The 22718-nt window shown below is 67.8% G+C and carries 18 protein-coding genes; 13 read left to right on the top strand and 5 right to left on the bottom strand.

All coding sequences use genetic code 11. The features are described from left to right. Positions 1-643 (top strand): hypothetical protein (locus DB30_RS36105; RefSeq protein ID WP_205633141.1); only part of this gene is annotated, 643 nt, incomplete at its 5' end. 88 nt (positions 644-731) lie between these two features. Here the strand turns inward: DB30_RS36105 and DB30_RS36100 are convergent. Beyond that, on the bottom strand, positions 732-1367 hold the full coding sequence (locus tag DB30_RS36100) for an RNA polymerase sigma factor (protein ID WP_165704098.1): 636 nt from the start codon (positions 1365-1367) through the stop codon (positions 732-734). A 54-nt stretch (positions 1368-1421) separates the two neighbouring features. After that, positions 1422-4148: an endonuclease MutS2 gene (locus DB30_RS36095; RefSeq protein WP_052557834.1), complete on the bottom strand. Its 2727-nt coding sequence runs from the start codon at positions 4146-4148 to the stop codon at positions 1422-1424. Between the two features lie 289 nt (positions 4149-4437). On the opposite strand from DB30_RS36095, the gene DB30_RS36090 reads away from it, so the two are divergent. The 11 genes from DB30_RS36090 to DB30_RS36040 all read left to right on the top strand — a co-directional run bounded on the left by DB30_RS36090 (position 4438) and on the right by DB30_RS36040 (position 13512). Next, positions 4438-4932: a Na+/H+ antiporter subunit E gene (locus tag DB30_RS36090; protein WP_052557832.1), complete on the top strand. Its 495-nt coding sequence runs from the start codon at positions 4438-4440 to the stop codon at positions 4930-4932. After that, positions 4932-5282, top strand: coding sequence for an MrpF/PhaF family protein (locus DB30_RS36085; protein ID WP_205633140.1), 351 nt, complete (start codon positions 4932-4934; stop codon positions 5280-5282). Before DB30_RS36090 ends, DB30_RS36085 begins: the two co-directional genes overlap by 1 nt. Further along, on the top strand, positions 5282-5779 hold the full coding sequence (gene mnhG / locus DB30_RS36080) for a monovalent cation/H(+) antiporter subunit G (RefSeq protein ID WP_052557830.1): 498 nt from the start codon (positions 5282-5284) through the stop codon (positions 5777-5779). Before DB30_RS36085 ends, mnhG begins: the two co-directional genes overlap by 1 nt. Next, entirely contained in the window at positions 5776-6423 is a 648-nt protein-coding gene (gene mbhE / locus DB30_RS36075) for a hydrogen gas-evolving membrane-bound hydrogenase subunit E (protein ID WP_052557828.1), read from the top strand. Before mnhG ends, mbhE begins: the two co-directional genes overlap by 4 nt. Beyond that, complete coding sequence (locus DB30_RS36070) at positions 6423-6905, top strand: Na(+)/H(+) antiporter subunit B (RefSeq protein ID WP_205633139.1); 483 nt, start codon at positions 6423-6425, stop codon at positions 6903-6905. Before mbhE ends, DB30_RS36070 begins: the two co-directional genes overlap by 1 nt. Next, the gene (locus tag DB30_RS36065; protein WP_052557826.1) at positions 6906-7283 is read left to right on the top strand and encodes a cation:proton antiporter subunit C; all 378 of its coding nucleotides are present in this window, start codon (positions 6906-6908) and stop codon (positions 7281-7283) included. It begins immediately after the preceding gene. An 8-nt stretch (positions 7284-7291) separates the two neighbouring features. Continuing rightward, the gene (locus tag DB30_RS36060) at positions 7292-8833 is read left to right on the top strand and encodes a monovalent cation/H+ antiporter subunit D family protein (RefSeq protein ID WP_052557824.1); all 1542 of its coding nucleotides are present in this window, start codon (positions 7292-7294) and stop codon (positions 8831-8833) included. A 5-nt stretch (positions 8834-8838) separates the two neighbouring features. Beyond that, on the top strand, positions 8839-10383 hold the full coding sequence (locus DB30_RS36055; protein WP_052557847.1) for a monovalent cation/H+ antiporter subunit D family protein: 1545 nt from the start codon (positions 8839-8841) through the stop codon (positions 10381-10383). 13 nt (positions 10384-10396) lie between these two features. Then, positions 10397-10717 (top strand): hypothetical protein, encoded by a 321-nt coding sequence (locus tag DB30_RS36050; protein ID WP_052557822.1) that lies wholly within the window; start codon positions 10397-10399, stop codon positions 10715-10717. Then, the gene (locus DB30_RS36045) at positions 10707-12554 is read left to right on the top strand and encodes a Na(+)/H(+) antiporter subunit D (RefSeq protein WP_052557820.1); all 1848 of its coding nucleotides are present in this window, start codon (positions 10707-10709) and stop codon (positions 12552-12554) included. Before DB30_RS36050 ends, DB30_RS36045 begins: the two co-directional genes overlap by 11 nt. A 682-nt stretch (positions 12555-13236) precedes the next feature. After that, a complete protein-coding gene (locus DB30_RS36040) occupies positions 13237-13512 on the top strand; it encodes a hypothetical protein (protein WP_052557818.1) in 276 nt (91 codons plus the stop codon). 92 nt (positions 13513-13604) lie between these two features. Here the strand turns inward: DB30_RS36040 and DB30_RS36035 are convergent, their stop codons facing one another. The 3 genes from DB30_RS36035 to DB30_RS36025 form a co-directional block, all read right to left on the bottom strand. Beyond that, positions 13605-16790 (bottom strand): serine/threonine-protein kinase, encoded by a 3186-nt coding sequence (locus tag DB30_RS36035; RefSeq protein WP_165704097.1) that lies wholly within the window; start codon positions 16788-16790, stop codon positions 13605-13607. 168 nt (positions 16791-16958) lie between these two features. Then, positions 16959-18254: a carboxypeptidase-like regulatory domain-containing protein gene (locus DB30_RS36030; protein WP_052557814.1), complete on the bottom strand. Its 1296-nt coding sequence runs from the start codon at positions 18252-18254 to the stop codon at positions 16959-16961. Continuing rightward, entirely contained in the window at positions 18251-20164 is a 1914-nt protein-coding gene (locus tag DB30_RS36025; protein ID WP_052557812.1) for a phospho-sugar mutase, read from the bottom strand. The genes DB30_RS36030 and DB30_RS36025 overlap by 4 nt, the downstream gene beginning before the upstream one ends. A 195-nt stretch (positions 20165-20359) precedes the next feature. Here DB30_RS36025 and DB30_RS36020 point away from each other — a divergent pair, with 195 nt between their 5' ends. Beyond that, the gene (locus DB30_RS36020; RefSeq protein ID WP_146662173.1) at positions 20360-22693 is read left to right on the top strand and encodes a hypothetical protein; all 2334 of its coding nucleotides are present in this window, start codon (positions 20360-20362) and stop codon (positions 22691-22693) included. The last annotated feature ends 25 nt before the right edge of the window (positions 22694-22718 follow it).

Here is a 22718-nt window from a genome sequence, read left to right as displayed (position 1 = left end):
GCAAGCGATCCAGAGCCGGCGCGTGCTCGGTCACCTCGTCTCGCTCGCGGACTTCGAGGTCGAGGCGTGGTTCGCGGTCGCGCGCGACCTCCGCAAAGGCCTGTCTGGCGGGGGCAACCGCGAGCGGCGGCGGGACCCCGCGTTTCGTCGCGCCGTGAGCTGGCACGCCAGCACGGCCAGCTTGCTCGAATGCATCGCCGTGCCTGGCGGGCCGCTGCGCCTGACGATCGACTACTGCTTCGCGGTCCTCGCCTATTTTGACACCGCGATCGTCAATCCACAGGCCAGCGTCGCGGCCAATCAGGCTGCGTGTGATCTGCTGATTCTCGAGGTGTTTGGCATGCTCGCGCAGTTTTCATTGACTGACGACAGCCCCGACGACAGCACCCCCCGAACCCTCGAACAGGGCGACACCAACCGCCGCAAACGAATCCAGCGTGCGCGCCTCAAAGTGATCACGCAGCTGCAGCCCACATTCGACGACTTCGCCTGGGTCGACCAAATTTACCCAGTATTGCTTAGAACTCACCGAGACGGCATGAATTTGTCGTCTCTCGAGTCGCAGACCAAGTCGCATGAAATTGACGACACCCCAATCGTGGACACCAGGCACAACCACATGTTCGTTCACATGCCGCGCTGAGCGGTCGCAAAGACCACGGCCGCCTTGGTGATCACCAAGGCGGCCGCTTCGCGTCTGCGATAATTCGAGGGGGCTCTGCCTGCGCGGGTCAGGCCACCGTGCCAGCGCTGATGAAGCTGCGGACCTGATCGAGCTCGAGCTCGGCCACGCCGCGCAGGGTCTCGGGGCTCGCTTCGCGATATAATTTCTCCAGGCACGCGCGGGTCTCGAACAGGCGGCGGCGGATGGTGCCTGCCGGAATCCCCTTCTCGCGGCCGATCTCCCGGGCGCTGGTGTCCTGCCAGTAAAAGCGCTCCACCAGCTCGCGATGGTCATCTGAGAGCCGCCGCACACACGCGAGCGCCAGCGCGTGACGTTCTCGCTCGAGCAAGGCCTGCTCGGCGATCGCCGGCTCACCCTCGCTGTCGTCGAGGCCCTCGAAGCAGATTCGCCTGTAGCTTCTGCGCAGATGGTCATTGAGGGTGTTGTGCGCGATGCTCATCACATACGTGCGAAATTTCGACCGCGCCTCGAACCCACGAATCGCGCGAGTCAAGCGAGACAGGGTCTCCTGGACCAGATCCTCACTATCGGGGCCGCTCACGCGCACTCGAAAGAACGATCGCACAGCGCCGACGTGTCGCGTCACGAGCACGTCGCCCGCGCGGCGATCACCCGCCCGCCAACGCTCGAGCAGCGCTTCATCAGAACAGACGGGGATGGGGATGACGGCTTGGGTGCTCACGACAGCCGCCATCGTAGTGGCGGCGACCGCGAGTGAGGGACACCCCGGGCCCTCCTATTGCAGCCAGGCAACCGTGACCGCGTCGCCCCCTTCGGCCGGCAAGCCTGGCCGCTGACGCCGAACGCTCTCGTGGCGGGCGAGCAGCTCACGAACCGCCTTGCGCACCGCCCCGCCGCCGTGCCCGTGGCGGATCATCACGACGTCCTGATCCCGCGCGAGCGCGGTTGCGACGAAGTCCGCGACACGATCTTGGGCGTCTTCATAGCGCTGGCCCCTGACATCGCAGACGTTGTCGACGCTGGTCTTCAACGCGACCGCGCCCTCGCCAAAGTGGGCCTGCGCCTGGGCTTGGATCACGGCCTGAAAGTCGAGGATCGGGTCAGCCTTGCCAGGCTTGCGGGCCAGCTTGCGCCCGAGCTCGGGCGACGGAGGCCGGCTCAAGTCGCGCAGCTTGACCGTGGTCCGCAGGGTTGCGAGCTGGACGGTCGCCTTCTTGGGGGGATTGCCCGACAGCGCGACGACCTCGCCCTCTTGCTTCATGCTCAACACCTGGACCCGATCACCGATCGCCAGCGTGCGCGGATCAATGCCCACGACCCCCGCGAGCGCGCGCGCGGCCGCGGCCTCGGTCACGGCCTCTGCGTCGCTGCTGGCCCGGTGCTTGGCGAGGGTGCTGCGAGCTTCGCCAGCGAGCTCGGCCCGGGTGGGCAGCTGCTCGACCTGATCTGGATCTTGGCGACGCAGGTGCTTGCGCTTGGTCTTGAGCTCGACCTCGAGCGCGCGCAGCTGCTCGACCGCGGCCATGTAGGCCTTGGCCTTGCGGCTGCGCACGCCCTCGAGCAAGCGCCGCTCGCGAATCCTGACCTCGTTGTCCTGCTGGCGCAGACGCAGCTGATCCCGCTCGAGCCGCTCGCGGGTGCGGGCCAGCGACTGCCGCTCGGCCTCGATGTCGCGCAGCAGCTCGTCGATCTTCACGCCCTCGTCGCCGAGCAGCGCCTCGGCCTGGGTCAGCACCGCCTCGGGCAGGCCCAGCCGGCGCGCGACCGCGATCGCGCTGGAGCTGCCCGGCACGCCAAGGCTCAGGCGAAAGGTTGGGCGCATGCGCGCGATGTCGAAGCCGACCGCGGCGTTGTGGAACCGAGCGGAGGTCGCGGGCTGGGTCGCCAGCAGCTTGAGCCGGTCGTAGTGGGTGGTCACCACCACCGTCGCGCCGGCGTTGACGAGGGCCACGAGGATCGCCTCGGCCAGCGCCGCGCCCTGCTCGGGGTCGGTGCCAACCGCGACCTCGTCGAGCAACACCAGCGTGCCGGGCCCCTGATCCGCCGCGGCCTGCAGGGCCTCGCGGACGTGGCCGACGTGGGCCGAGAAGGTCGAGAGGTTGGCGGTGATCGACTGATCGTCGCCGACGTCGGTGATCAGCGCCGAGAACACCGGGAGCCGGGGCTGGCCCTCACACGGCAGCGCGATCCCAGCCGCGGCCATCAGCGCCAACATCCCCAGGGTCTTGAGCGCGACGGTCTTGCCGCCCGCGTTGGGCCCACTGACGACCAGCGCGTGGCCCCGGTCGAGCACGATGTCGTTGGGCACCACCTCGACGCCATCGAGCAGCAACAGCGGATGCCGAGCGGCCCGCAGATCGATCGCGGGGCGCCCATGGGCAACCGACCCCTCTGGACCCTCTAGCCCGTTGGGCGGGTGCAAGATCGGAATCACGCCACCAAGCTGCTCACCGAGAGCTTGGCGGGCCAACATGAAGTCCAGCTCGACGCAGGCCCGCTGCATGCCGCGCAAGCTCGTCGCGCGCTCCGCCACCTTGGTCGACAGCGCCCGCAGGATCTTGCGCTCTTCTTCCACGGCCGCGAGCTCGGCCTCGCGCAGGGCGTTGTTGTCTTCGACCAGGCTGGCTGGCTCCAAATAAAAGGTCTGCCCGGTCGCGCTGGAACCATGAATGATCGCCCCGCGCTCGCGCACCGCCCCCAGCCGATCGCTGCGGACCGGCAGCACGATCCGACCGTCGCGCTCACTGAGGTAGTTGTCGCGCAGACACTCGGCGATGGTGGGGTTTCGCAGCAGCCGCTCGGCGTGGGTCTGCAGCCGCTGCTTGGCCGCGCGAACCTGCTTGCGCGCCGCGGCCAGGGCTGGGCTCGCGTCGGCCGAGATCTGCGGGACCTCGGGGCGTCGATCGATCGCGCGGTCGAGCTCGGTCAGCAGCGCGGCGCAGACCTCGATCGGGCCGGGGCCCAGGCGTGCCGCACACGCACGCAAGCCCCGCACCTGCTCCACCCCCAACGCCCCGCTGGCCTCGCGCCGCTCGGCCTGCTCGAACGCGGCCGCCAGCAGGGCGCAGGCGCGGCACAGCTCGGCCACGCCGATCAGCTCGACCACGCTGAGCAAGGCGCCACCTCGCGCGACCGCCAGGCTCTCTTCGAGATCCTCGAGCTGGGACAAGGCCGCCGCGATGTTGGCCCCGCCGCCCAGATCGTCGAGCAGCCACAGCGCCTCGATCCCCACCAGCTCGTCGAGCCGGGCCTGGGCGGCGGCACGCTCGGTCTCGGGCCGCAGCGCCGGCAGCCGGTCGAGCGCCGCGAGCTGCCGCGGGCTGAGAGCCTCGCCTTCGTCGCCGAGCAGCCCCAGCAGCCGCTCCATGGCCTCGAGATCGTCGTGGACCCGGGACCGGGCGATATCGGTGCGCAGGCGATCCGCGAGCCGTCGGACCAGCTGCGCCCACCCGAGGTGGCGCAGCGCATCACCCCGCCCGTTGGCCAGCCAGCGAACCAACATCGGCGGCTCCTTGGCCTCGGTCGAGTCCAGCGGCTCAGATCGGCCGCGCGGACGCGCCGAAGTGCGAAGAGATTGTCGCACGCGAGATCACTTTGGCGGCGCGGGTCAGCTTCTGGCCGCTTGCAGGCACCCTTTGGTCTGCTGCTCAGAATCACAGCGATCCAGACACTAGCACTTGGGGGCTTCGCGGGCGTACCATGCCGTGCGCCTGGGTCAAGCGATCCCACACCGGCACCCCGGGCCGGAACCCAGACCGCCCCACTCGCCTGAGCCGCGCTCCTCGAGACCCATGCACGCCTGGATCCTGTTTGTCTCGCTGATGGCCTTCTATACGGTCCTCTCGGGCCAGATCCACAGCGCGTTCTTGATGGGGGCCGGGGTCGTCTGCAGCGCGGCGATCACCTTGTTGGCCAAGCGGCTGGGCATCGTCGACGACGAGGGCATGCCCTACCGCTGGTGGCCGCGCACGCTCAAGTACGTGCCCTGGCTGACCTGGCAGATCGTGCTGGCCAACATCGACGTGCTCAAGCGCGTGTGGAAGATCGGCCCGCTCGACATCCAGCCGCGAATGATCCGCGTGCCCAACCAGCTGCGCACGGCCTACGGCGTCGCAACCTACATGAACTCGATCACCCTGACGCCGGGCACGGTCACGGTCGACATCGGCAAGGACGAGCTGCTGGTTCACGCGCTGACCAAGGAAGCCGCTGAAGATCTTCTCAGCGGCGAGATGCACCGCCGGGTGCTCGCCGTCGAAGGCCAGGCCCCCCAGGAGGCCAAGTGATGGGCCACGTGATGGGCCACGTGATGGGGCCAGGTCTGGCGGTGGCGAGCGTGGGCAGCTCTGGCCACTCGCCCACCTCCTACGTGGTGCTGGCGACCTGCCTGGTGCTGCTGACCGGCGCCGTGCTGCTCCTGATCCGGGCCCTGCGTGGCCCGACCGTGTTCGACCGGATCTTGGCGGTCAACGCGATGGGCACCAAGACCGTCGTGCTGGTCGCCTGCATCGCGTTCTTGGACATGCCGCGCGGCAACCCCAGCTTCTTCTTGGACACGTCGATCGTCTACGCGCTGATCAACTTCGTCGCGACGATCGCGATTCTCAAGTACATCCAGTACCGGAGGCTGAGCTAGTGAGCGTGCTCGAGATCCTTGGCGGGATCTTCATGCTGGGCGGCTGCGTGTTCGCGCTGACCGGCGCGATCGGCGTGCTGCGGATGCCAGACTTTTATACGCGCCTGCACCCGGCCGGAAAGTCAGACACCCTCGCGCAGGGGCTGATCTTGTTCGGCCTGGTGCTGCTCGCGGGGCAGCAGCTGATCAACGCCTGGCCAACTGAGGACAACAGCCACGCCGATCAATGGATCGGCTTCGCCAACATCATCCTCAAGCTCGCGCTGCTGTCCGCGCTGCTGTTCCTGACCGCGCCCACGGCGACCCACGCGATCTCCAAGGCCGCGCGCCTCGATCGCTACACCCGGCTGCCCTTCGACCAAGAGCCCGACGACGCGGCCGGGACCTCGCGCGTGGCGGAGATCGTGGTCGTGGGCGACATCGCGGAGCCGCTCGAAGAAGAGCCGGGTCCCGTGCTCAACGTGCGAGAGACCGTCGCGGAGGAGGACGACTCGTGAACAACCCCGTCCTGATCCTCGACGTCTTCTTGCTGGTGCTGGTCGCCGCGACGGCGCTCGCGGTCATCAACGTGCGCAGCATGCTCTCGGCCACGATCCTCGCGGGCGTCTACAGCCTGCTGATGGCGCTGGTGTGGACGAACATGCACGCGCTCGACGTGGCCTTCACCGAGGCTGCCGTCGGCGCAGGGATCTCGACGATCTTGCTGCTTGGCGCGCTGGTGCTGACCAAGCGCTTCGCCAAGCGAGAGCCCACCCTTCACCTGCCCGCGCTGCTGGTCTGCGTGGCGACCGGGCTGGTGCTGATCTACGGCACCTCCGACATGCCCAAGTTCGGCGACCCCAACGCGCCGATCCACACCTACCGGGTCCCACGCCTGCTCGATCAGACCGTCGGCAAGCACGAGTCTGCCGCGCCGCGCGACAAGGGGCACCCCCACGAGGGCCACCCCGACGACGACTTCAACGGCCACGCGTCCAACACCGTGACCAGCCTGCTCGCGGCCTACCGCGGGTTCGACACGATGTTCGAGACCACGGTGATCTTCGTCGCGGGTGTCAGCCTGCTGCTGCTGCTTCGGCGCCGCCGCGAGGGCGATCCAGGCGTGCCCATGTCCAGCTCGACGAAGCGGGGTGAGCCCTGATGGCGGCCAACAATCAGCCCGAGTCGGGCGGCGAGCAGATGAGTCAGCAGACGCTGCTTCGGGTGATCGCGAAGATGACGATCCCCTTCATCCTCACCTTCGGCTGCTACGTCATCCTGCACGGCGAGCTTGGCCCGGGCGGCGGGTTCCAGGGCGGGGTCATCGTCGCGGCCGCGTTCATCCTCTATGGGCTGGTGTTCGGCGCCGACGAGCTGCGCCGACGCATCCCCACCTCGATCATCGACGCGTGCATGGCCCTGGGCGCGCTGCTCTACGCCGGGGTCGGGCTGGCCTGCGTGCTGCGGGGCGGGACCTTCTTGGACTACGGCATGCTCAAGCCCGACCACGCAGGCGACGGCGAGGCGCTGGGCATGAGCCTGGTCGAGTACGGCGTCGGGCTCACGGTCGCCTCGGTCATGGTCACGATCTACCTGATGATCAGTGAGCGACGCGCCACCTTGCGCAAGGGGGAGGTCAGCTAGATGGAGTCGTTCGGCTACTTCAACTACTGGCTGGCGATCGTGATCATCATGATCGGCTTTTACGGCGTGATCGCCCGGCGCAACCTGCTCAAGCAGGCGATCTCGCTCGGCCTGTTTCAGACCGGCGTGTTCTTGTTCTACGTGACCATGGGCGTGTACCGGAGCCCCGACGGCACCTCCGGCGTCGCGCCGATCTGGACCGACGCGGCCAAGACCGGCCCGTTCGACAACCCCCTGCCCCACGTGCTGATGCTGACGGCGATCGTCGTGTCCGTGAGCACCCTGGCCGTGGCCGTGGCGATCATCGTCTCCATCCAACGCAAGTACGGCACCATCGAGGAAGACGAGATCCTCGAGGCCGACAAGCGCGACAGCTGAGCCCGACCATGGACATCGAGCTCCCCGAATCCATTCGCGCGCACCTCCCGGTGCTGGTCGTGCTGTTGCCGCTGTTTGGCGGGCTGCTGGCCATGTTCACCGGTCTGGTCCAACGCGGCGGCGGCGTGATCGCGTGGGCCTGGTCGGTGCTGACCACCGCCCTGATGCTGATCTGCGCGGCCGCGATGCTGCAGCAGGTCCACGCCAGCCCCGAGCCGCTGGTCTACCGGCTGGGCTCGTGGCCCGAGGCCTACGGGATCGGCTACAGCGTTGACGCGCTCAACGCCTACGTGATCCTGGTCGTCTCGATCATCGCGTTCTTGACCACCGTCTACGCCAAGGACAGCGTGATGGCCGAGATCGCCAACGATCGCCACCACCTGTTCTACAGCGTGTGGTTGCTGGCAATCGCCGGGCTGATCGGCATCACGGTCACCGGCGACACCTTCAACATCTACGTGTTGCTCGAGATCAGCTCGCTCACGGTCTACACGCTGGTCGCCCTTGGCGGCGATCGTGACCGCCGGGCCCTCGTCGCCAGCCTCAAGTACCTGATCCTCGGCAGCATCGGCGCAACCTTCATCCTGCTCGGGATCGGCTACCTGCTGATGCTCACCGGCACGCTCAACATGACCGACATGCACGACCAGCTGGTCCGCATGCGCGAGGCCGGCGACCTGGTCAACAACCGCACGGTGTTCGTCAGCTTCGCGTTCTTGATGGTCGGCCTCAGCCTCAAGATGGCCCTGTTTCCGCTGCACCTGTGGCTGCCCAACGCGTACACCTACGCGCCCTCGGCGGTCTCGGCCCTGGTCGCGGCCACGGCCACCAAGGTCGGCGTGTACATGACCTTCCGGTTTGTGTTCACGATCTACGGGGGCGTCTACGACACCAGCGCAGATCTTCAGCTGCTGGCCCTGTGCGCGTGCTTGGGCATCGTGGTCTCGTCGCTCTCGGCGATCCGCCAGATGAACGTCAAGAAGGTCCTGGCCTACTCCTCGGTCGGCCAGATCGCCTACATCGTGCTGGGCTTCTCGCTCGCCAACCACGCGGGGGTCACGGCCTCGGTCATCCACATCTTCAACCACGCGATCATCAAGGGCGGCATGTTCATGGCCGTCGGCGCGGTCGCGCTGCGCACGGGCGGCACCAAGATCGAGGACTTCAAGGGCATCGGTCGGCAGATGCCGGTGACCATGGCCGCGTTCACCGTAGGCGGCTGCGGCCTGATCGGCGTGCCGCTGACCTCGGGGTTCATCTCGAAGTGGTACCTGGTCCAGGCCGCCATGCAGGAGGGCTACTGGGGCGTCGCCGGGGTCGTGCTGCTTGGCGGGGTGCTGGCGATCATCTACGTCTGGCGGCTGGTCGAGATCATCTGGTTTGGCACCCCCGACGACCCGAGCAAGCGCGTGAAGGAAGCGCCGCTGTCGATGCTGATCCCCATGTGGATCCTGATCGGGGCCAGCCTGTACTTCGGCGTTGACGCGACCTGGACCGCCGACAGCGCCCAAGCCGCCGCCAGCTTGCTGCTCAACGGAGGTCACGGATGATCGGCATGATCGCACTGGCGGGGCTCCCCACCTTCGAGCTTCAGCTCAGCCCGATCCTGGCGATCGCGGTCCCGCTGATCGGCGCGTTCTTGATCGCCGCCGCCGGCCGCTGGCCCAACCTGCGCGAGGGCGTCACGATCCTGACCGCCGTCGCGTTGCTGTGGGTGGTTGGCAACCTCAACGCCTTCCTCGAGGCGACCCCAAGCAAGGCCGAGGCGCTCGTCGACGTGGTCCCCGGGATGTCGCTGGCGTTCCACCTCGAGCCGCTGGGCATGATCTACGCGATGATCGCCAGCTCGCTGTGGATCCTCAATTCGATCTACTCGATCGGCTACATGCGCGGCAACAAAGAGAAGCACCAGACCCGCTTCTACGTGTGCTTCGCCCTGTCGATCGCCAGCGTGATGGGCATCGCCTTCTCGGCCAACATGTTCACGCTGTTCGTGTTCTATGAGGCCCTGTCGCTGGTGACCTTTCCGCTGGTCACCCACAAGGGCACGCCCGAGGCGATCAAGGCTGGGCGCACCTACCTGGGCATCCTCATGGGCACCTCGGTGTGCCTGATGTTGCCCGCGATGGTCGCCACCTACGTGTACACGGGCACCCTGGACTTCACCCAAGGGGGCGTGTTCGCCCAGCCGCTCGCCAACGGGGATCTGAGCCCGGCGCTGTTTGGGCTGATCTTCGCCATGTACATGTACGGCGTTGGCAAGGCCGCGCTGATGCCCTCGCACCGCTGGCTGCCGGCCGCGATGGTCGCCCCGACCCCGGTCTCGGCCCTGCTGCACGCCGTCGCCGTGGTCAAGGCTGGGGTGTTCTCGGTCTGCAAGATCTCGATCTACATCATCGGCGTCGATCAGCTCCGGCTCTACGATCAGGGCGGGTGGCTGCTCTACGCCGCGGGCGGCACGATCGTGATCGCCAGCTTCATCGCGCTGTTTCAGGACAACCTCAAGCGGCGCCTGGCCTACTCGACGATCTCGCAGCTCAGCTACATCACGCTGGGCGCGGCGCTGCTGTGGCCAATCTCGGTGCGGGCCGCCGCGATCCACATCGCCGCCCACGCGTTCGGCAAGATCACGCTGTTTTTTGCGGCCGGCTCAATCTACACGGCCGCGCACAAGACCAAGATCTCCGAGCTCGATGGGATCGGCCGCAAGATGCCGTGGACCATGGCCGCGTTCACGGTCGGCACCCTGTCCATGATCGGGCTGCCGCCAACCGGCGGGTTCATCTCCAAGTGGTACCTGATGCAGGGCGCGTGGACGGCCCAGAGCGGGTTTGCGATCGCGGTGCTGTGCACCTCCACGCTGCTCAACGCCGCGTACTTCCTGCCGATCGTGTACCGGGCGTTCTTCCGCAAGCCGCCCGCGCCAGAGCACGGCGATCACGCTCACGGTGATGATCATGATCACCACGACCACGGCGAGGCGCCGCTGCCGATCGTCATCGCGCTGACCTGCACCGCCGCGGCCACCGTGGGCCTGTTCTTCTACCCCGATCTCTTCACCGGCTACGCCAGCATGCTGGCCGACGCGATGCCCAAGTAAGCGGGGGCCACACATGGAACTGGACGACCCCAAGACCATCCGCAAGCTCTGGCTTGGCTTTTATGTGGTGCTCGGCGTGCTGTTGCTGCTCGATCCCAAGCTGCTCGAGCTCGTGCACCTGCTCGAGCACGATCCTCACCACGCGGCGCGCTTCGTGGTCGACGGCTGGCCGGTGTTCTTCGCGGTGTTTGGGTTCGCCACCTGCTGGGTCATGGTCATGGGCAGCAAGCTGGTGATCGGCAAGATCCTGATGCGGCCCGACACCTACTACGACAGCTCGCCGCTCGACCCCACCCGCGACGCCAAGGGCAGGAGGCTCCCCGATGGCCGCTAGCTTCCCGCCTGGCTTGGTGCTGATCATTGGCGCGCTGCTGACCGCGGTCACGCCCGGCAAGGCCCACAAGGGCTGGTCGCTGCTGGCCCCGCTCGCGGCTCTGGCGATGATCTGGCTGTTCCCAGAGAACGGGCGGATCGTCCAGCACTGGCTCGACTACGACCTGGTCATCGCGCAGTTCAACGTGCCGACCAAGGCCTTCGCAACGATCTTCGCGCTGATGGCCTTCGGCGGGGCGCTGTTCGCCTTCAATCAAGATCGCCGCGTCGAGCTCAGCGGCGCCATGCTCTACGCGGGCGCTGCGATCGGCGTGACCTTCGCCGGTGATCTGATCACCTTGTTCATGTTCTGGGAGCTGATGGCGATCGGCTCGACCCTGGTGGTCTGGGCTGGCAACACCGAGGCCGCCCGCAAGTCTGGTCGCCGCTACGTCAACGCGCACTTGGTCGGCGGCGCGATCATGATGGCCGGCATCGCGCTGCACGTGCAGAGCACCGGCTCGATCCTGCTGCCCAAGATGGTGCTTGGCGGCGACCTCGTCGATCCCGTGCGCATGATCGCCGAGGGCGGCCGCGCATGGTTGGTCCCTTCGCTCGAGACGCCCGGCTCGATCCTGATGCTGATCGGGATCCTCATCAACGCGGGCGCCCCCGCGCTGGGCTCGTGGCTCCCCGACGCCTACCCCGAAGCCTCGCCATCGGGCACCGTGTTCTTGTCCGCGTTCACGACCAAGACCTCGGTCTACGTGCTCTTGGTGCTGTTCGCCGGCTGCAACATCCTGGTCTGGGTTGGCTGCCTCATGGCCGTCTACGGGATCGTCTACGCGATCCTCGAGAACGACATGCGCCGGATCCTGGCCTACTCGATCATCAACCAGGTCGGGTTCATGGTCTGCGCGGTCGGAATTGGCACCGGCCTGTCGGTCAACGGCGCCACCGCCCACGCCTTCGCCCACATCATCTACAAGGCCCTGCTCTTGATGTCGGCCGGCTCGGTCCTGTTCATGACCGGCAAGCGCAAGTGCACCGATCTTGGCGGGCTCTACAAGGCCATGCCGATCACCATGTGGTGCGGGATCATTGGCGCGCTAGCGATCTCCGCGGTGCCGTTGACCTCCGGGTTCACGACCAAGTCGATGATCACCGACGCCGCCGCCATGACCGAGCTGTGGGCCCCCGTCACCGAGCTCAACGGCCAAGTCGTGTGGGACAGCCTCCTGCACCCAAGCGTCGCGTGGTTCGTGCTCGTCGCCGCCTCGGCCGGCGTGTTCTTGCACGCGGGGATCAAGTTCCCCTGGTTCGTGTTCCTGCAAAAGCCCGCGCCCAAGAACGACGATCGCAAGCTCGACCCCCCCAGCAACATGAAGTGGGCGATGGTCTTGTTCGCCGCGCTGTGCATCGCCCTGGGTGTCTACCCCGAGCCCCTCTACGACATCCTACCGTTCCAGCGCCCCGACGGCGGCGACCTCTACCACGCGTTCACCTACGCCCACGTGATCAACCAGCTTCAGCTCTTGCTGTTCGCCGGGCTCGCGTTCTTCGTGCTGCTCGACCGGCTCAAGCGAACGCTAACGATCACCCTGGACGCCGACTGGATCTACCGAAGGATGTTCCCCGCCCTGTGGCAGTGGGTATTCCGCCCCCTCCTGCTAGCGCTCGAGCCAATCCACCAAGGCCTGATCCAAGGCCTCCCACGAATGGCCGCCCGCGAGTTTGGAGCCGGAGGCAGCGTAGGCAAGAACGCCCGCTACCAACGCTGGGGCGTAGGAACAACGGTGCTACTGCTGACCGTCGTGCTCCTGGCGTTCTTGGTCCTGAACTTGTTCGTCAACGCCTAGCCCCCTTCGTAGTTGGCCCCCACCCCCACCGTGTTTGGGCCCCACACCCCCACCGTGTTTGGGCCCCACACCCCCACCGTGTTTGGGCCCCCCCCGACCACAGCGGAGCCACCGGTTGCAAAACGACGGCCCGGCAACCAGGGCTCCGAGGGTCCCTCGGAGCGAAAATTCACGGCGTATTAGACCCAATCGAAGCGGTGAAGGTCACTCGTACTACCAGAAGACCGACACACCACATGCCCCCGGTGAGTGGTTTCGCTCCGAGGGACCCTCGGAGCCCGCCGGGCTCTCCTCCGTCACAACCACGCCCTCAACCACCGTCATCCGCCAGACGGTTCGCCCCCCTCAAACCGCAGCGGAGCCACCGGTTGCAAAACGACGGCCCGGCAACCAGGGCTCCGAGGGTCCCTCGGAGCGAAAATTCACGGCGTATTAGACCCAATCGAAGCGGTGAAGGTCACTCGTACTACCAGAAGACCGACACACCACATGCCCCCGGTGAGTGGTTTCGCTCCGAGGGACCCTCGGAGCCCGCCGGGCTCTCCTCCGTCAAGTTCACGCCCACCCCCAGGGCTTCCCCGACGTGATCGCAGCTGCGCATCGCCAAACCCAAATTTGTTCCGCCCACCCAAGACCGCACGCGAATCCAACTCGTTGTCACCCCCCGGAGACGACCCCCACCATGACCAAGTACCTGCTCCCCCTGTGCGCCGCCCTCCTCTTCCTCCCCACCGTCGCCCTCGCCGCCCCCGCGACCACCAATGACGAGGGCGCCACCGTCAAGAATGTCGGCCCCGACCGCGAGATCATCTTCGGGATCGACGATGAGATCGAGGGCGAGGTGCTCAAGCCAGGTGGAGTCGATGTCGGCGGTTCGGTCGCCAAGAAGCACGCCAGCATGATCGGCATCCGCGGCGAGTTCATCGACAAGATGATCTTCCTGTCCTTCGACATCTGAGCAGCCCCCGCTGCCCGAGCGTCAACAAACCCACCGACCTATCGAACGAATGGCGCGCGTCGCCACCTCGCATCATCGAGGTGGCGGCGCTTTTACTTGTCGCCGTCGTGCTCTTGCGCGGTGAGCTCCCGCAGCGCTTTTCGATAGGCCTTCTTCACGTCCTTGTTGGCTGGACGCGCGCGCATGGCCTCGCGGTAGGCGGGGACCGCTTCGCTCCAGCGCTCGAGCCCCTCGAGGGCTTCGGCGCGATACTTGAGCGCCACGAACATGTCGGGATCGCGATTGAGCAGCTCGTCGGCGGTGCTGAGCAGGCCCAGAAAATTCGCGTCGGCGCGCTGCTCACGAGCGAGCTGGCGCAGCGCCTCGAGCAAATTCTCGCGCGCGTCCGCGTGCTCGGGCCAGATCGCCAGCAAGTCGCGATACGCGGCTGCAGTTGGCTCCCAGTCTTTGGCCTTGGCGGACTTGCGGGCCCGCGGGCCCAGCACCTGCTCGGCGCCGCGGCGCAGACGGCCGATCGCCTCGTGGCCGGGATCGGAGTTGCTCAGGCTGTGGATCTCGAACGCCAGGCTCTTCGCCAGTGGTTCGCGCCAGCGCTCTTCGGCGAGCGCCTGCTCGGCACGAGCCACGATCGCAGCGACCTCGTCGTCTGGGTTGCCCGTCGCTTGGCCACCGGTGTCGGGGCCCGCGGTGTCCGCCTCAGGCCCCGCGGTGTCCTGCGCAGAGCCAGTGTCCCCCAGCGCGGCGGAGTCAGCTGAAGCATCCTCGCCTGCTCGCCCACCCTCGCTCGCGCCCTGCTGGCCGTCTGCAGACGCGCTGCCAGATCCCGAGCCCCCGCCAAGGCCGGTCGCCCAGATCCCGAGCACGGTCAGGGCGACCAAGGCCACGCCGATCAACACGCCGTACCCAAGCTGGCGCGTCTGCAGCGGCTTGTCGCCCGAACCAGCGGCGGCCTGCGCCACGCGTGCAGCCGCGGCCGCGTGCATCGCTTGATCGTGAACGGTGACGAGCTTCGCCGGCACCTCGGTGATTGAAGCCTCCGCGGGTGGAGGACCCAGCGCGCGCTGTTGCGGCCCCGAGCCCGAGGCCGAGGCCGCCGCTTCGGCGTCGAGCTGCAAGCCCATGACCGCCGCGACCGCTGACGCGCGACCTTCGATCGCGCGGGTCAGCTCGTACTCGAGCGACTTCATGGAGTCGGGCCGACGCTCGAGATCCAGATCCAGACAGCGCGCGACCACCTCAACGAGCGGCGCCGGGACCTCGGGGCGCAGCTCGGCCACGCTTGGCGCTTCGTCGCTGCCCTTCTTCATGAGCACGGCGATCGCGTTGCGCCCGGTGAACGGCAGGTGCCCGGTCAACATCTCGAACAGGATCGTGCCGAGCGCGTAGACGTCGGACTTGACGTCGGCGGCCGCCCCCGCGGCTTGCTCGGGGGCCATGTAGGCCGGCGAGCCCATGACCATGCCGGGGCTGGTCTGGGACGGGTTGATCGAGTTGATGTGCTTGCAGATCCCAAAGTCGAGGACCTTGACGAAGTCCGGGTCGCTGCCCTTGACGATCAGCACGATGTTCTCGGACTTCAGATCACGATGGATGATCCCAGCCTCGTGGGCCGCGGCCAGGGCCCGGCAGATCTGCCGACCCACGTGCACGGCGCGACGGACCGCCAGCGGCCCCGACTGCCGAATGACGGTGCCGAGGTCCGTGCCGTCGAGCAGCTCCATCACGAAGTAGAGATCACCCTCGTCCATCGTGCCGATGTCGAGGACGTCGATGATGTTGGGGTGGCCAGTCTGCGTGGCCGCCCGAGCCTCACGCATGAAGCGATCAATGATGTCGGGATCGCGGCCGTAGGCCTCGTGCAGGATCTTCAGGGCGTAGGTCTTGCCAAGCGCGAGGTGAGTCGCGGCGAACACCGCCCCCATGCCACCGACACCGAGCAAACGATCCACGCGGTAGCGCTTGCCGACCACGGTGTCGACGCGTGCGGCCGCTGCTTCGGCCAGCTCCGCTGGCGTGGGCCCGCCGTCCCAGCCGGTGTGGATCTTGCTGGACTCGAGCTCGTCGATGTCGCCGTCGTCGAGCGGAATGCTGGATGTGCCGCCCTGTTGCCGGTCGCTCACCGTTGGGTTCAGCTCGCCACTTTGCACGCGACTGGATCCGGGCTTGGGCTTGGGCGTGGGCGTGGTGCTGGCCAAGCTGATCGCGTCGCTGATGCTCAGCGTCTCGGACTCGTCGATCGACGCCTGCGCCCGGATCGGCGAGAAGTCTTCGCGCGAGTAGCTCGCGTAGTCCTGCGACTCGATCCGATACTCCCGCGCGAAGATGTCGCGCATGAACGTGGCCACCCGATCGACATCGCAGCTGGGGTGGTGGCGGGTGAGCACCTCGGACAGCGCGACCTTGAACTCACCGGCGGTCTGAAACCGATCCTCGCGCTCGACCGCCAGCGCCTTGACCACGACCTCGTCGAGGCCATCGGGGATCCCGGGCACGATCGACGACGGCGCCTTGATCTTGGGGTTGCGCAGCTCGGACAGGGCGCTGGCACCCAGCGCTTGGTGACGGTCAGCCGGAAACAGCTGCCGGCCGGTCAGCATCTCCCACAACACGATGCCCGCGGCGTAGATGTCTGTGCGGCGGTCAGCCGGCAGGCCGCGCGCTTGCTCGGGAGACAGGTAGCTGTAGCGTCCAAACACGACCCCGGGGTTGGTCAGCTCTTGCTTGATCGCGTGGGTCGCCAGACCAAAGTCCGTGACTTTGATCTGGCCGTGGTAGCTGACCATGATGTTGGGCGGTGAGATGTCGCGGTGGACCAGGTCGAGGCTCATCGCGTCGTGGACGTACTCGAGCGCGCGGCACAGCTCGCGGACAACGAAGGTCGCGAACTCGACCGGGATCCGGCGATGAAGCTGGGCGCAGCGGTTCCAGACCCCGCGCAGGTCCTTGCCCTCGACCAGCTCCATCGACAGGTAGTAGTCGTCGGCGACCCGGCCGGCGTCGAACACCTGCACCAAGTTCGCGTGGTTGAGGCGGACCACGACCTTGGCCTCGTCGAGGAACCGGCGGCGCACCCCGCCGCCGTCCTCGAGCTCGGTCAGGACCTTCTTGACGACGCACAGCTTCTCGAACCCGCCGGTCTCGCCCGCGGCCGCCAAGAACAGCTCGCCCATGCCACCGCGCGCCATCGGGCGCAGCAGCACGTACTTGCCGAACACTTGAGGAAAACCGCTGCTCTGGCTGCCGGACCCAGAGCCCGTCGGTTCGGCAGAAGCAGCCACGGCGCTCATCTTACCCAATGCCGGGCAAACCGCGATGTTCGTGGCCAACATGCCCGGTCGAAGGAGGCGCCGGCACCGGGGGACCGCTGTGCGCTCGGACGCGGCTTCTCGCCCGCTCGCGGCCGCCACCTACATCGGGCGGGGCCCTGGGTCGAAACCAAGGCGCGATCACTCACTGAGATCGCAGCTCGCTGGGAGCCGCAGGGTTCGGCGCGCGGGGGTTGGCGGGGGTGTGACCTCGACCACCGCGCGAACGACCGAGCATCCGGCAGCGCGCAGGCGGAGGGTGTGGCTGCCCGAAGCGACATCAGACGCCTCGAGATGGCCCGCCGCGTCCGTTACCCCCCCGGCGAAGGGCCCACCGTCAACCCGCACGCCGGGAGCTGGAGACCCGCTCCCGTCGAGGATCCGCAGCTGCAACACGACCCCGCGCGCGGGCTGTTCGGCGCGCAGCTCGACCTCGTCCCCGGCCCCGACGCTGTCGAGGACCGCGAGCTCCCGCCCATCTCGGACCGCACGTAGGCGATAGCGTGCCTCCGCGAGCCCAGTGAGCGCGAAGCGGCCATCCACGACCGGCGCGTGGTGCTGCTCATCCTCACGCTCGACGTTCGTGGCCAGGACCTTGGTCCGGGCGTCGAACAGCTCGTCGTCAGCCCCCCGCACGACGCCCGTGATTGGCGCGGCCGAAGGATCAAACACGAACGTGGACACGGTCTCCGCGTCGGGTTCGAGCTCGACTTGAAACTCGGTCGGGGCGAACCCTGGGGCCGAGACCAGCACGCGTGCAGGGAGCGGAGCTTGATCGAGCGCCGTCGCTCGGCACAGGCCGCTGCGAGCGTCCCCCGCTCCGCGATCGCAAGCATCACACGGCCGAAGCCCAGGGAGCGCCACCGCAAATTCTCCTGCTGCATCGGTCCGCGCGTGCGCGCGACGTCCGTCATCACTGCGCAGGACCAGGCTCGCGTCCGCGACCGCGGGACCGAGCGGGCTGTGCACGCTCCCGCTGATCCGAGGGGCAGCCGCGACCTCGAATTCGCGCCGCTCGTCGGGCGCGAGCTCCCACGCGATCGGCTGCTCGTAGGCGGGGTGCCGGAGCCGGACGCAGGTCGTGGTTGAACACGCGGGGGCCAGCAAGCTGCCGTCTTCATCGAGCTGCGCGCGGGCGCCGAGCTGGCCGTTGGCGCACCACAGCTCGATCGCACCCAGCGTGAGCGGGCCGTCCTCGGGCGAGACGAACACCCCCCCGACCAGGCTCTGCCCTGCCGGCAGCTGGGCCACTACTAATTGTGGGTCTTGATCGATGCCGCCGTGGCGCCAGGTGCCAGGCGAAGCGGCGCGAGTGGGGGTCGCAGGCGGAGCGCCCCGGGGATCGGCCAGGTTCGGGCCGTCCGCAAACCACCAGACACCGAGCAGCGTCAGCATCACCGCCAACGCGACGCCGAGCAGCACCCACGCGCGCGTCATGTCGGCTCGATCAACGGAGCCATGACCTTGGTCGCAAACTGCTCGGCGTCGGCGAGCACCTGCGCGACCAGAGCGTCGACTTGCGCGCGCTCGTCGGCGGCCGCGCCCGGCTCCTCGATGCCCGCGCGACCGTGGGCGAGCGCGTAGGCCTTGATCTTTGGCTCGGTCCCGCTTGGCCGAAACACCAACCGGCAGCCCCGCCCGTCGCCCTCGAGCTCGTAGACCATCACATCGCCGGGCAGATCCCGCGTGGGCCAGCCCGTTGACCTTGGCGCGAGGCGGTCGCTGGAGGCCCGGACCTCGAGCCCACCGAAGTGCGTGGGCGGATCGCTGCGCAGGCGATCCATGACCGCCGAGATCGCCCGCCGGCCCGACGACCCCGTTGCATAGAGGTTACCGGTCTGCTCGCGGTGATAGCCGTGCGTGACCCACAGCTGCTCGAGGCGACCAAATAGATCGCTGCCTTCGCGCTTGCACGCGGCCGCGCACTCGCACAGCAACAACGCCGCGATCGCCCCATCCTTGTCGCGGATCTCGTTGCCGCGCAGGTAGCCGTGGCTCTCTTCGCAGGCGAACACCAAGGTCCGCGGCTCGCCGCGCTGCTCGCTGTCGGCCTGCACGCCCGCGTGGTTCTTGAAGCCCACCAGCAGGTCGTCGACGACCTCGACCTCGCACGCCCGCGCGAGCTTGGCGATCAGCGGGGAGCTGACCAAGGTCGTGAGCACCCAGCCGCCGCGCAGCTCCTCGGCGCCAAGGGCCGACAGCTCGCGCAGCACGTGGTCGAGCATCAGCACACCGAGCCGGTTGCCGTCGATGAAGCCGTAGTTTCCGTCGGCCTGACGAACCATCGCGCCGAGCCGGTCGGCGTCGGGATCGGTGGCGAGCAGGAGATCGGCCCGCTGCGCTCGCGCGACCTCGAGCCCGACCGCGAACGCGGCGACCGACTCGGGGTTGGCGCTCTTGACGGTCTCGAACACCCCGTCGTCCGGTAGCTGGGCCTCGACCAAGATCGGCTGCAGCCCACGCGCGCGCAACACCGGGATCACCGAGCTGTGGCCAACCCCGTGCAGGGGGGTGAACGCGACCCGGAGGGCGTCATCGCCATCGATCGGCCCGGGGGTCACGCCTTGGGCCAGCACATACTCGTGGTAGGGGCTGTCGGCGCGCTCGGGCTCCGCGTCGGGATCGATCCGTTCCACGGCGGCAGGGACCACGCCGGCCGTGACCGCGCTGATGTCGATCTGCGGCAGCGAGCCTGGATTGTTGCCCGCCTCGACGATCCCCTCCATTAGGCGACGGTCGAGATCACCGATCACCTGGGCGCCGTCCGGACCGTAGATCTTGATCCCGTTGTCGGTGGGCGGGTTGTGGCTCGCCGAGATCACGATGCCCGCACCACAGCCGAGCCGCCGGACCAAGAACGACAGCTGCGGGGTCGGGCGCGGGCCGTCGACCAACGTGACCGCGATCTGCTCGGCAGTCAGCGCCGCGGCGACCACCAACGCAAACCCCCGGCTGCTGCTGCGGGTATCGTACACGACCGCGACCTTGGGTGTCTCGTCGGACTCGCGCATCGCGACCGCCAAGCCTCGGGCAGTCTCGCGCATCACCGCGGCGTTGACCCGGTTGGGACCGGCCCCGCACGGGCCACGCCGGCCTCCAGTGCCGATCGGGAGCGGTCCAACGAAGGCATCCTCGAGCTCGGCCAACGCCTGCGCCCGAGCCTTGTCCGCCGCTGGGTCCGCGCCCGCGACGCCGAGCGCGAGGGCGACCGTTCGTTCCAGCTCAGCCCGGGTGTCGGCGTAGGCAGGATCGCTCAGCCACGCCCGGATTGGGGCGCGCATGGACTCGGGGAGCGCGAGACGGTCGATCGCCTCGAACACGGATTCGGCGGAAACGGTGGTGGTCACGGTGAAATCTTACCTGTGACTAGCACGTTCGCGGGGCTCGAAACGCCAGCGCGAAGCAATTACGGCGCGCCTGCGTCAACGTGATCGACCGGCGCAGCCTCACGAAGTGTGGAACACTAGAGTGGGGCCAGTGTCGGACCCCCCCATTGGCGATACCGGCAGCACCAGCTGCACTTTGAAGGAAGCGGGAACCCTGTGAACGAGATCAAACGCGAGCCATCTGCACCTCCCCTCGAGCGAAGTATCTGGCAGCGGCTACGGCCCTTCGTTCGGCGAGATCTCAAAGGTCGGCTGATCTCTGCGTCCATCGCGGCGCTGGTGATCGCCGGCCTCTCCTGGTTTGGGGTCTCGGCGTTCACGCACCTCGACTCCGCGGGCGCGCAGGACCTTCGGGTCGAGCTGGGCCTCGAGCGGGCCACCGAGGTCTGTTCTAGCCGCACCGGGATGCCCGACTGCAGCTACGACGATCGGGCCCAGGCGGAGGTCGACAAAGATTGGGACCGCGACGTCCGCATCCGCTCCGCGATCCTTCAGGACCTCGACCTGCGCATCACCGCGACGCTCGACAACCTCGACGAGGCGCAACGCCTGCTCGGCCGCCAAGAGTTCGACTTTGGCAACGGGCTCGCGGCCGGCGGCGACGTGCGCCTGACCGAGCTCCTGGCGCTGCCCGACCTCGCGCCCATGCGCTGGAACAACATCTATGCGAACGGCTACTCCGTTCAAGATCTGCAAGAGGCCGCCACCTACGACGCGCTGCGTGACGCGACCCCGGCCGACACCCGCGCGCTGCTGGTCGCCGCGATCGACAGCGCCCGCACCCAGCTGCTCGGGTTCCAGGCCACCGTCAATCGCCAGCGCTCGCGCGAGCCGGCCCCCGTGGTCTCCGCGACCACGCTCGACCGCGACGCAACCCGCGTCGAGCTGGCCGTCCACCCCGAGCGTCACGACCTGAGCCTCGCTGCGAAACAATGGTTCGAGGGCGGGATCGCCGACGAGCTCAGCCGCTCGGCCTTCTTGCTGGCCAACGGCGAGGCCACGGAGTTCACGGCCGCGCTCAACCCGGCGGATCCGCGCTGGGCGGGGGGCTGGGAAGCCACGACCTGGACCAAGCTTCACAAGCCAACGATCCGCTACAGCTCGCCGATCACCGACTCGACCCGCTACCGCCTGGCGGGGATCTTGTTCTTTGCGATCGGCTGCTTCGTGTTCGTGGTCGTCGGCCCAGTCGTCACCGCGACCGCCACCGCCCGCGAGCGCGAGGCCGGCACGCTGCCGGTCCTGCGCATGACCGGGATGAGCGCGGGCGACCTGGCAATGGCGATGATCGTCGGTCCCAACGTGTTCGCGTTGGCGCTTGGCGGCGCGCTGCTGCTTGGTGGCTCGCTCCTGCTCGCGCTGACCGTTGGCTTCACCGCTATGGCGCTGCCGCTCGGGTTGTTGGCGATCATGGTCGTCGCCACCCACCTCACCGCGATCGGCCTGGGTGACGCGCTGGGTCAGCGGGTCAACGCCATGGTCGTTGGCGGGCTGCTCGGCGTCGGGATCCTGATCCCAGGTCTGCTTGGCGCTGGCCTGGCCTCGTTCGATGTCGCCGCGACCGGGCTGTTGCTTGGCCCGCTGCCGCCGCTGGTGGCCACCGTCGCTGACATCAGCGGCATCGAGCAAGTCGGGCTGTACCTCGGCAGCGAGCTGACCCTGACGATGTTGACCTACTCCGTCGCCGCGCAGGCGCTGCTTGGCCTGATCTGTCTGGGCTCATGGTGTCGCCGCGTCGAGCAAGGCTGGGCCCCGTTGTTCAGCCCGCTCGAAGGCGTGGCGCTGGCGCTGGTCAGCATCGGCTGCTCGGCGCTCACCCTGCTCGACATCAGCCACCACCACCAAGCCCAGGACTTCAACGCGCTCAACCTGCTGACCTTCCTCTCGAGCGCGTTCTTGCTCCCGGTCTTGGCCTGGCTGTTGGTCGCCAGCCTCCGTCGCCCCGCGCGGGCCCGGGCGGTCGCCGATCACATCGAAGCACGCAGGGCGTTCCTGCGGTTCCAGGGCTTCATCGTGGTCACCAGCTTGCTGGTCGGCCTCACCTACCACTTGGTCATGAACCAAGCTGGGCTCGCAACCACGGACTCGGAGGTCATGTGGGCCACCCTCGCGCAGCTGTTGCTGGCGGCCGAGACCGGCGTCGCAACCTTGCTGTGGGCATCACGTCGGCGCGAGCGAAAGCTGCGGGTCGCCTTCCTTGGCGGCGCGGTCGTGATCATGCAGCTCGCTTCGCTGCTCGGCACCTACGGGCTCGAGGTCGAGCACGTGGCGCTGAAGAACACCGCGGCCATGCCGTTGCTGCTCAACGTCGACGTCTCGCCCTACTGGCTGGCGTTCATGGTCCTGTGCTGGTCCGCTGGCTTGGCGCTGATCTTCACCGCGCTGATGCGGCGCCGTGACGAGCAGCGCTCCGCCGCGCAGGCGCAGGCGGAACTCGATGACGAGGACGACGACGAGTTCGGCATGCCGGGCCGCCGCCTCATTCACTGAGGCAGTCCGCGCAAACCACAACAGA

Origin of the sequence: Enhygromyxa salina (assembly GCF_000737335.2) — a bacterium.
GTDB lineage: Bacteria > Myxococcota_A > Polyangia > Nannocystales > Nannocystaceae > Plesiocystis > Plesiocystis salina_C.
Note: the sequence above shows the minus strand (reverse complement) of the source record. Positions and strands in the feature narration are given on the sequence as shown.

Excerpts from the sequence above, each read along its gene's own strand:
- DB30_RS36070 (WP_205633139.1), top strand. The coding sequence starts at position 6,423 with ATGGCGGCCAACAATCAGCCCGAGTCGGGCGGCGAGCAGATGAGTCAG.
- DB30_RS36045 (WP_052557820.1), top strand. The coding sequence starts at position 10,707 with ATGGCCGCTAGCTTCCCGCCTGGCTTGGTGCTGATCATTGGCGCGCTG.
- DB30_RS36050 (WP_052557822.1), top strand. The coding sequence starts at position 10,397 with ATGGAACTGGACGACCCCAAGACCATCCGCAAGCTCTGGCTTGGCTTT.
- DB30_RS36090 (WP_052557832.1), top strand. The coding sequence starts at position 4,438 with ATGCACGCCTGGATCCTGTTTGTCTCGCTGATGGCCTTCTATACGGTC.
- DB30_RS36030 (WP_052557814.1), bottom strand. The coding sequence starts at position 18,254 with ATGACGCGCGCGTGGGTGCTGCTCGGCGTCGCGTTGGCGGTGATGCTG.
- DB30_RS36060 (WP_052557824.1), top strand. The coding sequence starts at position 7,292 with ATGGACATCGAGCTCCCCGAATCCATTCGCGCGCACCTCCCGGTGCTG.
- DB30_RS36055 (WP_052557847.1), top strand. The coding sequence starts at position 8,839 with ATGATCGCACTGGCGGGGCTCCCCACCTTCGAGCTTCAGCTCAGCCCG.
- DB30_RS36040 (WP_052557818.1), top strand. The coding sequence starts at position 13,237 with ATGACCAAGTACCTGCTCCCCCTGTGCGCCGCCCTCCTCTTCCTCCCC.
- DB30_RS36095 (WP_052557834.1), bottom strand. The coding sequence starts at position 4,148 with ATGTTGGTTCGCTGGCTGGCCAACGGGCGGGGTGATGCGCTGCGCCAC.
- DB30_RS36085 (WP_205633140.1), top strand. The coding sequence starts at position 4,932 with ATGGGCCACGTGATGGGCCACGTGATGGGGCCAGGTCTGGCGGTGGCG.
- DB30_RS36065 (WP_052557826.1), top strand. The coding sequence starts at position 6,906 with ATGGAGTCGTTCGGCTACTTCAACTACTGGCTGGCGATCGTGATCATC.